Genomic DNA, 8,790 nt, shown 5'->3' with positions numbered 1-8,790 from the left:
CCCCACGTACGCCAGGGTGCGACCGGCCGTGCCGCCACACCTCTCCCGGACGGTCAAGAGGTCGGCCAGCAGCTGGCAGGGGTGGAAGCCGTCGGTGAGCGCGTTGACCACCGGCACGCTGGCCCCCGCCGCCACCTCGGCGATCCGGTCGTCGCCGTGGGTGCGCAGCACGATGGCCGCGACGTAGCGGGACAACACACGCCCCGCGTCGGCGAGGGACTCGCCCCGGCCGAAGTGGGTGACCTGCGTGTCCACGACGAGGGGGTGCCCACCCAGCTCGGCGATCCCGGCGTCGAACGAGATCCGGGTCCGCAGGCTCTGCTTGTCGAAGAGCACCGCCACCGAGCGGGGGCCGACCAACGGCCGGTGACCGAACCGGTCCGCCTTCATCCGCTCCGCGAGGTCGAGGACCGCTGACTGCTCGGCAGGTGAGAGGTCGTCGTCGCGCAGGAAGTGCCGGGTCATCGAGTCGTCCCTGTGGTGGTGGTCAGCGTGGTGGGTGCGAGTGCCGCGCCGGCGGCCGCCGGGGCCGTCACGTCCAGTGCGGCGGGCAGCGCGGCGACAAACGCGTCGGCCTGGGCGGCGGTGAGGATCAGGGGCGGGACCAGCCGGAGCACACCCGGCTGCACGGGGTTCACCAGAAAGCCGGCCTCCCGCAGGGCGTCGGCGAGCACCGACGCCACCGGCGCGGTGAGCACCACGCCGAGCAGCAGCCCCGTGCCGCGTACTCCGGCGATCAGGGGGTGGCCCAGCGCCTCGATGCCCCGGCGCAGCCGCTCACCGACCCGCTTGACGTTGTCGAGCAGCCCCTCGTTGGCGATGGTCGCCACCACGGCGAGCGCCGCCGCGCAGCTGACCGGGTTGCCGCCGAACGTCGTGCCGTGCGAGCCGGGGGTGAGCAGGTCTGCCGCCGGGCCGAAGGCCAGCGTGGCGCCGATGGGCAACCCGCCGCCCAGACCCTTCGCCAGGGTGACGACGTCCGGCTCCACGCCCTCGGCCTGGTGCGCGAACCAGTGCCCGGTACGACCGATGCCGGTCTGCACCTCGTCGAGGACCAGCAACGCCCCGTGCCGGGCGGTGATCCGCCGGGCCGCCGCGAGATAACCGGCCGGCGGGACGACCACACCGTTCTCACCCTGGATCGGCTCCACGATCAGCATCGCGGTGGCGTCGGAGACGGCCTCCTCCAGAGCGGCCACGTCGCCGTAGTCGACGTGGGTCACCTCGCCGGGCAGCGGCCGGAACGGATCGGCCTTGGCCGGCTGACCGGTCAACGCGAGCGCACCCATGGTGCGGCCGTGGAAGCCACCCCTGGTGGCGACCACGTGCGTGCGACCGGTGCGCCGGGAGAGCTTGAACGCCGCCTCGTTGGCCTCCGCGCCCGAGTTGGCGAAGAAGACCCGGCCGGGCCGGCCGGCGAGCGCCAACAACAACTCGGCCAGGGCCACCGGCGGCTCGGCGACGTAGAGGTTGGAGACATGCCCGAGGGTCGCGACCTGCTTCGACACCGCCGCCACCACGGCCGGATGGGCGTGACCGAGGGCGTTTACCGCGATGCCGCCGACCAGGTCGAGGTATTCCCGGCCGGTGTCGTCGACAACGACGGCACCGACGCCGGAGACCAGCGCCAGCGGCGGCGTGCCGTAGTTGTCCATCATGGACTGCTTCCAGCGCTGCCCCAACGTGCTCACGACGCGACCATCCCGTCTCCCGGCACCACCATCGTTCCGAACCCTTCCGAGGTGAACACCTCCAGCAACGTGGAGTGCGCCACCCGACCGTCGACGACGTGCGCGGCGGGCACTCCCCCACGCACCGCCCGGAGGCAGGCCTCCATCTTCGGCACCATTCCCGACTCCAGACTGGGCAGCAACGTGGCCAGGTCGTCCGCGGCGATCTCGGAGACCAGGCTGGTGGTGTCCGGCCAGTCGGCGTACAGGCCGGCGACGTCGGTGAGCACGACCAGCTTGCGAGCCTGCAACGCGATCGCCAACGCGGCGGCGGCGGTGTCCGCGTTGAGGTTGTGCAGCACCCCGTCGACGTCCGGCGCCACCGTGGAGATCACCGGGATCCGACCGGCCTCGATCAGGTCCGTCACCGCGGACACGTCCACCGACTCGACGTCCCCGACCTGACCCACGTCGACCGGCAACCCGTCCACGTACGCCGGGCGCCGCACCGCGGTGAACAGCCGGGCATCCTCACCGGAAAGACCGACGGCGTACGGGCCGTGCGAGTTGATCAGACCGACGAGCTCGCGGCCCACCTGCCCGACCAGCACCATCCGGACGACGTCCATCGCCTCGGCGGTCGTCACCCGCAGGCCACCCCGGAACTCACTGGCGATGCCGAGCCGACCCAGCATGGCGGAGATCTGCGGACCCCCGCCGTGCACCACCACCGGCTTCAGGCCGGCGTAGCGCAGAAAGACCATGTCGGCCGCGAACGCCCGCTGCAACTCGGGATCGGTCATCGCGTTGCCGCCGTACTTGACCACGACAGTGGAACCGGAGAAACGCGCCAACCAGGGCAACGCCTCGATCAGCGTCTCCGCCTTGACCTGGGCTCGGGCGAGATCGGTGCTGAGGCTCATGTCGAGTACGCCGAGTTCTCGTGCACGTACGCGTGGGACAGGTCGTTTGTCCAGATCGTCGCCGCCGACGTACCCGCGTGCAGATCGATCCGGATGGTCACGCCCCGCCCGGTCAGGTCGACCTTCGAGCGGTCCTCGGCCCCGGCGCCACGCCGGCACACCCACACCCCGTTGACCGCCACGTCCACCTCGTCCGGGTCGAACGCGGCAGCGGTCGTGCCGACGGCGGCGAGGATCCGGCCCCAGTTGGGGTCGTTGCCGAACAGCGCGGTCTTGACCAGGTTGTTGCGTGCCACCGTACGGCCCACCTCGACCGCGTCGTCCTCGTCGGCGGCGTTCACCACCTCGATGGCGACCTCCTTGGTCGCGCCCTCGGCGTCGGACACCAACTGCTGGGCCAGGTCGTGACAGGCGGCGGTGACCGCGGCCGCCAACTCGGCCGGAGTCGGCTCGATGCCGCTCGCGCCGCTGGACAGCAGCAGCACGGTGTCGTTGGTGGACATGCAACCGTCGGAGTCGACCCGGTCGAAGGTGACCCGGGTCGCCGCGCGCAGCGCCTCGTCCAGGGTCGCCGGCCCGGCCACCGCGTCGGTGGTGAGCACGCAGAGCATGGTGGCCATCCCCGGCGCGAGCATCCCGGCGCCCTTGGCCATGCCGCCGACCGTCCATCCGCTGCCCCGGGCCACGGTGGTCTTCGGCCGGGTGTCAGTGGTCATGATGGCCTCGGCGGCGGCCGCGCCGCCGGCCCGGGACAACCCCTTGATCGCCGACCGGACGCCGGGCAGCAACTTCGGCATCGGCAGCCGCTCACCGATCAGACCGGTCGAGCAGACCGCGACCTCACCGGCACCGAGGATCAGCCGTGGGCTGACCGAGGTCAGCGCGGCGGCGGTGTGCTCGGCGGTGGCGTGGGTGTCCTGGAAACCGGCCGGGCCGGTGCAGGCGTTGGCGCCGCCGGAGTTGAGCACCACCGCGCGGACCACACCGCCCTGCACGACCTGCTGGCTCCAGAGCACCGGCGCGGCCTTGACCCGGTTGGTGGTGAAGACACCGGCGACACCGGCGTCCGGGCCGTCGTTGACCACCAGCGCGACGTCCGCGCCGCCGCTGGCCTTGAGCCCGGCGGCCACGCCGGCCGCCCGGAACCCCCGAGGGGTGGTGACACTCACGGCGCCTGCCTTTCGTTCGCGACTGCGGGGCTCCGCTGCGCTGCACTCCTCGCGCTCACGGGCTGACCCCCCAGATCGACAGGCCCGTCGTCTCCGGCAGACCGAGCATGAGGTTGGCGTTCTGCACGGCCTGACCAGCGGCGCCCTTGCCCAGGTTGTCGAGCGCGCTGAGCACGATCAGCCGCCCCGAGTCGACGTCGACGGTGGCCTGCAGGTGACACGAGTTGGAGCCCAACGTGGCGGCCGTGTGCGGCCAGCGGCCCTCCGGCAGCACGTGCACGAACGGCGCGTCCGCGTACGCCCGCGTCAGCACCTCCTGCGGGTCGACGCCGCGCGCCGGCACCGCGGTGACAGTGGCCAGGATGCCGCGCGGCATCGGCGCCAGGACCGGGGTGAACGACAGCCCGGTCGCGCCGGAGGCCTGCTTGATCTCCGGTACGTGCTGGTGGGTGCCGACACGGTACGGCGACAGGTCGCCCATGACCTCGCTGGCCAGCAGATGCGCCTTGGCCGCGCGGCCGGCCCCGGAGGTGCCGGAGGCGGCGACCACCACCACGTCGGCCGGGTTGGCCGCGCCGTCGGCGATCAGCGGCGCGAGCGCCAGGGTGATCGCGGCGGCGTAGCAGCCGGTGTTGGCCACCCGGGTCGAGCCGGCGATCAACTCCCGTTGACCGGGCAGCTCGGGCAGGCCGTAGGTCCACTGCCCGGCGTGGGTGCCGCCGTAGTACTGCGCCCAGGCGTACGGGTCGGCCAGCCGGTGGTCGGCACCGAGGTCGACGACGCGCACCTCCGCCGGCAGCTGCGCGGCGAGGGCCGCCGACTCGCCGTGCGGCAGGGCCAGGAAGACCAGGTCAGCGTCAGCCAGCGTGGCGGAGTCGGTCGTGCCGAGCACCAAGTCGAGGCCGGTGAGCTGGGGGTGCACCGCGTCGACGCGGTGCCCGGCCTGGCTGTGCGCGGTGGCGGCGACCAGGTCGAACTCCGGGTGCCCGGCGACCAGGCGAAGCAACTCACCCCCGGCGTAGCCGCTCGCACCGGCGATCGCGACTCGGATCCCCATACTCACCTCCGCATGACTATGCAGAGAAGATTAACAAGGACGACTCACGAGTGCAAGTTCATGCAGTCTACTGCATGCTAATGAGCAGAGGAATTGCTCCGATCGCAGGGCCGCGTGTCCTCTGCCAGGTGGTCCCCGGCAGAGGACACGCCGTCAGTTCTCCCGCCCGGACAGCCCGTGCTGCCGCTCATACGTTCTGAGGGCAGCGTCCCATGCCTCCGTGTACTCGCTCGGCCCCATACCGAGATCGCCATGCCCTCGGACCGCCTCCCGAAGGAGCTTCACGAGATCGGGCACGGTTTCCCGACGTTCCTCCACGTATCGCCGGAACACCTCGGCGAACTGCTCACCGGTCAGCCGCGCCGCGTGCGAGGTGACCGGGTCGTCCTCGAGATTCTGCAGCACCGCGCACCAGCGGCGAGTCAGTTCATCCGCCTGGGTCGCCCTAATCTTCTGCAACTCGTGATCACACTCGAGCCTGATCCGGTCCTCCCAGTACGGCCGGAGTCGCTCCCGGACCCGCTCGTCGGGGCTGACGCGGACGAGTACACCGAAGTACGGCAGGGAACCCTCACGAGGCCAGCGTTGGCCACTGAGACGATTGTTCAGCGCACGCTCAAGATCGTGCGAACGGTGGGGTTCGTGTTCGCGCCCCAGGTCCACCGCCCGCTCCCGCACTATCCCGGCAGCCCAGCCCAGGTAGCGCTCCGCGCGGAACCGGAGCTCCTCGTAGGTCATGTTCTGCGCGGTCCAGTTGTAGACGACGTGCAGGCGGAAGTCGAACGCGTCCCCCTTCGCCGGCACCAGGATCGGCACCGGGGCCTCCTGACGGAACGTCACCGTGGCGGGGACGACCGGCGGTGGCGGGGCGGGAGGAAGGGGGAGCTCAGCCGGTGGGAAGAGCGCATGCCACCAACGACGGCGTTCCATCTGTGGGGGTACGAATGGTCTCGTGCCGGGACCACCGGCGGGACCCATGGTCATCGCGTCTCCTCATAGATCAGGCGTTGTACGTCGTCGAGCAGGTCGTTGTGGGGCATCACGGGACGCCACACGTGGTGGAGCTGATGGTCCAGGCGATGACGCAGTGCAGGCTGCCCGGCGATCACGTGACGCACGAGCTCTAGGCAGTGACCGGCGACGGCTGGCTGCCGGTCGGCCCGGTCCAACCAGAAGCCAAGGGTTCGCCACGATCGGTACGCCGTTTTCGGCAGGCTGAGGGCGACCGCCCAGAGCACGGCCAGGTCGACAAGACGAATCGTTCCGTGATCGACCAGGTGCAGCAGCTGCGGCCAGCGCTCTCTCGGCGGTTCCGCCCAACGGTCCGCGAGCACGCGCAGGGTCCGCGCGGCGTGGAGTCGCACCTCGGGGTCAGCGGACGCAGTCCAGTCCACCAGGGCCGGCACGACGCTCGCAGCATGACCGTTTTGATAAACCTCTACCAGTCCTCGGACGACGGAGTTGTTCCGCCGCTGCATCCGGGCCTGCGCGACCTGGCGCAACTGCGTCAACGCCGCGTCCGGCCAGAGCCGGGCCAACCCGAGGCCGTACGCGCGCGCCACGGTGTCCTGTAGATGCGCTGCCGGCCCGGCGGCCCACTGATCGAGCTCGGCGCGGACCCGATAGCGCAACGCCGGCTGCATGGCCATGGCGACCAGCACGATCGCTGCCGCTTGTCGGACCCCAGCCCGCCGTTCCCGGGCCAATTCCCCCACCCTGTCGAGGGCCGCCTGCACATCGCGCGTCGCCGACCATCCGATGGCCCCGGCGGCGGCCTGCCGGACCGGCGGAAGGCCCCCTCGGATCAGGTCTGCGAGCCAGTCGAGGAGTTGTCCAGGCGACCACCAGTCAGTCCAGGCGACCTCCAGCAATGCGGACCGGATCGACTCGGTGCCCGCCGGGAAGTCGATCCGGCACCCGCCCGGCACACGCGAGTCGGGCACCCGTGCGACGACTTGGCTCAGTGTCGGCCCCAACAGCGCGTCGATCGCCGAGCTGCGGAGGGGTGCACCTATCGGCGTCACCTCCTGGAAGTCCCATCGGGCCAGACGTCGAGCTGCCTCGTACATCTCGGCCACGGGCTGCCCGGCCAGCACGGCGCAGGAGAGGCGGAACGCGCGCACCTCGTCGTTGGTGAACCCGTCGATCTCTTCGCCGCCGCGTCGCACGTCGAGGATCTCGACGGCCCGCTCCCGGAGTTGAAGCGGCAGAAACCGCTCCAGCCGCTCGGTCAGTGCACCAGCCTTGGGAACGGTGGGAGCGATCGTCGCAACGACCTTCAGGACCTCGCTGGGTCGTGGCTCTCCGGCCAGGTAGGCCGACAACAGTGGGTGTCCGGCGCAGTCCAGATCCACATACCGCTCCAGGCAGCGTCCGTCGCAGGTGTCCGTGCACCAGCCGACACACTGCCCTCGGAGCTGATGGCGAAGTTGCGCCCGAAACACCTCGGCTGCCGGGGCCGGGCGATGATCAACGACGTGGCCGACGAAGTCGTGCTTCCGCTGGTTGAAGTCACCGACCAGGACCACCGTCGTGCCCGAGGTCGCGGCCCTGGCAGCCAACGCCACCAGTGTGAATCCGTCGACCGCGCGGATAACCACATCGCTCAGTCGGACCACGTAGCCGTGCCCTGCGGGCAACGACGCCCCCGCGCCGAGCAGATCGGACAACTGATCGACGCCGCCGAGCACACAGACCCGGTCGAACCCGTGCCTGCGGGCCACCGCCAGGGTGGCCGAGGTGAACCGTCCACTCCCGACCGACCCGGAGAGGCACACCAGGTGCTGATGCTGGAGATAGTGGTCGAGTCGCTGGTCACTGGGCGTGGACGCGTACCCGCTGGCAGTCTCCCGGACGTTCGCCTCGACAAGTGTCTCGAACCAGACGCGCCCAGCGCCGTCGGATCGCGTAGTGGTGAGGTTGACCGTCCCGATCGCGACGGCGCCATGACCGGTGGCGTTCTGCCCCTGAACCTGAACATCGCCGACATCAATACCGCCCGAGCCACCCAGCAGCCCGGCCAGCCGACGCAACACGTCCGCAGGGTCAAGAAGGTCTTCAGGTTCGTCCGCCTCCTCCGCCGGTGGCTCCTCGGAGGGTTCCTCCGCCGAGCCCGGCTCATCCTGGCCATCGACGGAATCCCTGACTGTTGATCCGTCCTGCGATGCGCCGAGCACACCATCGCCGGGGTCACCGAACGGGCCATCGACAGAGCGCTCATCCGACACGTCGTGCAGATTCTCCAGATCCCGCTCAGTGCCAGCGGAAGCAGGAAGGTGCTGACCGATCATCGGGGATCGCCTCGCCTCGTGCCGAAGTTCGCGTCGCGACCGACCGAGCCGATCGCCGTCGCACCCTCGCCGATCGCGTTCTGCCCCTTGACGCGGATGTCGCCGGTACGGATCCCGCCGTGACCTGTTCCGCTGTCGGCTGGCTTAACCTCCGGGTTGTCCGCCGGCTTCTCCACGGCCTGGGCAGGGCCGTCCCCAACGGTCGGCACGACGCCCGGGATCGAGGTGCCGCTGAGATCCTCGTCCACCACACAGAGCCAGGCGTACTCGCGGAACTCCTTGTCCGGATGGGCTACCTCGATCCGCACGAAACGCTCGGGCCGCATCTCTTCCGGGTACTCGCTGACCACGTCCCGGAAGATCTCGGTCGAGACGACGAGCGCCACCCCGGCCTCGGGAAAGGCTGCCAGGGCCTTCTTGACGGGATCGGCTTCGCACAGGCGACAGACGAAGACGACGGCGTTGCCAGGGAAGCCGTTCGCACCGTCCAGGTGCACCAAACCCTGATGCACTGCCACCCGGAGTCGGATTCGGGCAACGGGGAGGCGGCTGCTGTTGTGGTTACGCAGCCGCCTGTTCAGCTCCGGCACGAACCTACCGATGACACGAGACTCTGACACCTCGCGGGGCACGATCGCCAGCTCGCCGTCGCCCGCCTGCTGGGTAGTCCACGCCACGCGG

General features: G+C 70.5%; 8 protein-coding genes and 1 pseudogene. 1 reads left to right on the top strand and 8 read right to left on the bottom strand.

Annotated elements, in window-relative coordinates; genetic code table 11:
- The 7 genes and pseudogenes from ACWCO3_RS26605 to ACWCO3_RS26575 form a co-directional block, all read right to left on the bottom strand.
- Window positions 1–465: pseudogene (locus tag ACWCO3_RS26605) on the bottom strand (ornithine carbamoyltransferase); the annotation flags it as partial.
- Window positions 462–1,691 carry an acetylornithine transaminase gene (locus ACWCO3_RS26600; protein ID WP_450012625.1) on the bottom strand — a complete coding sequence of 410 codons (1,230 nt, stop codon included), beginning with the start codon at window positions 1,689–1,691 and terminating at the stop codon, window positions 462–464. The gene ACWCO3_RS26600 and the pseudogene ACWCO3_RS26605, both read right to left, overlap by 4 nt.
- Complete coding sequence (gene argB, locus ACWCO3_RS26595) at window positions 1,688–2,593, bottom strand: acetylglutamate kinase (protein WP_145783605.1); 906 nt, start codon at window positions 2,591–2,593, stop codon at window positions 1,688–1,690. Before argB ends, ACWCO3_RS26600 begins: the two co-directional genes overlap by 4 nt.
- A complete protein-coding gene (argJ, locus tag ACWCO3_RS26590) occupies window positions 2,590–3,762 on the bottom strand; it encodes a bifunctional glutamate N-acetyltransferase/amino-acid acetyltransferase ArgJ (RefSeq protein ID WP_450012622.1) in 1,173 nt (390 codons plus the stop codon). Before argJ ends, argB begins: the two co-directional genes overlap by 4 nt.
- 55 nt (window positions 3,763–3,817) lie before the next feature.
- Entirely contained in the window at window positions 3,818–4,819 is a 1,002-nt protein-coding gene (gene argC, locus ACWCO3_RS26585; RefSeq protein ID WP_450012620.1) for an N-acetyl-gamma-glutamyl-phosphate reductase, read from the bottom strand.
- Between the two features lie 153 nt (window positions 4,820–4,972).
- On the bottom strand, window positions 4,973–5,635 hold the full coding sequence (locus tag ACWCO3_RS26580; RefSeq protein WP_450012618.1) for a hypothetical protein: 663 nt from the start codon (window positions 5,633–5,635) through the stop codon (window positions 4,973–4,975).
- 164 nt (window positions 5,636–5,799) lie between these two features.
- Window positions 5,800–7,509, bottom strand: a complete 1,710-nt coding sequence (locus ACWCO3_RS26575) for a hypothetical protein (RefSeq protein ID WP_450012616.1) — start codon at window positions 7,507–7,509, stop codon at window positions 5,800–5,802.
- A gap of 90 nt (window positions 7,510–7,599) precedes the next feature.
- Between ACWCO3_RS26575 and ACWCO3_RS26570 the strand changes: the two genes are divergently transcribed.
- Entirely contained in the window at window positions 7,600–7,971 is a 372-nt protein-coding gene (locus ACWCO3_RS26570; RefSeq protein ID WP_358163604.1) for a hypothetical protein, read from the top strand.
- Window positions 7,972–8,105: 134 nt separating this feature from the next.
- Here the strand turns inward: ACWCO3_RS26570 and ACWCO3_RS26565 are convergent.
- A partial coding sequence (locus ACWCO3_RS26565; RefSeq protein ID WP_450012614.1) for a hypothetical protein occupies window positions 8,106–8,790 on the bottom strand: 685 nt, incomplete at its 5' end.

The sequence above is a fragment of the Micromonospora sp. NPDC002411 genome (assembly GCF_053592955.1).
The sequence above is the reverse complement of the archived record's forward strand: the minus strand, read 5'-3'. Positions and strand labels throughout refer to the sequence as shown.

What these genes read in the sequence shown, in the direction of transcription:
- argB (WP_145783605.1), bottom strand. Translation starts at nt 2,593, where the DNA reads ATGAGCCTCAGCACCGATCTCGCCCGAGCCCAGGTCAAGGCGGAGACG.
- argC (WP_450012620.1), bottom strand. Translation starts at nt 4,819, where the DNA reads ATGGGGATCCGAGTCGCGATCGCCGGTGCGAGCGGCTACGCCGGGGGT.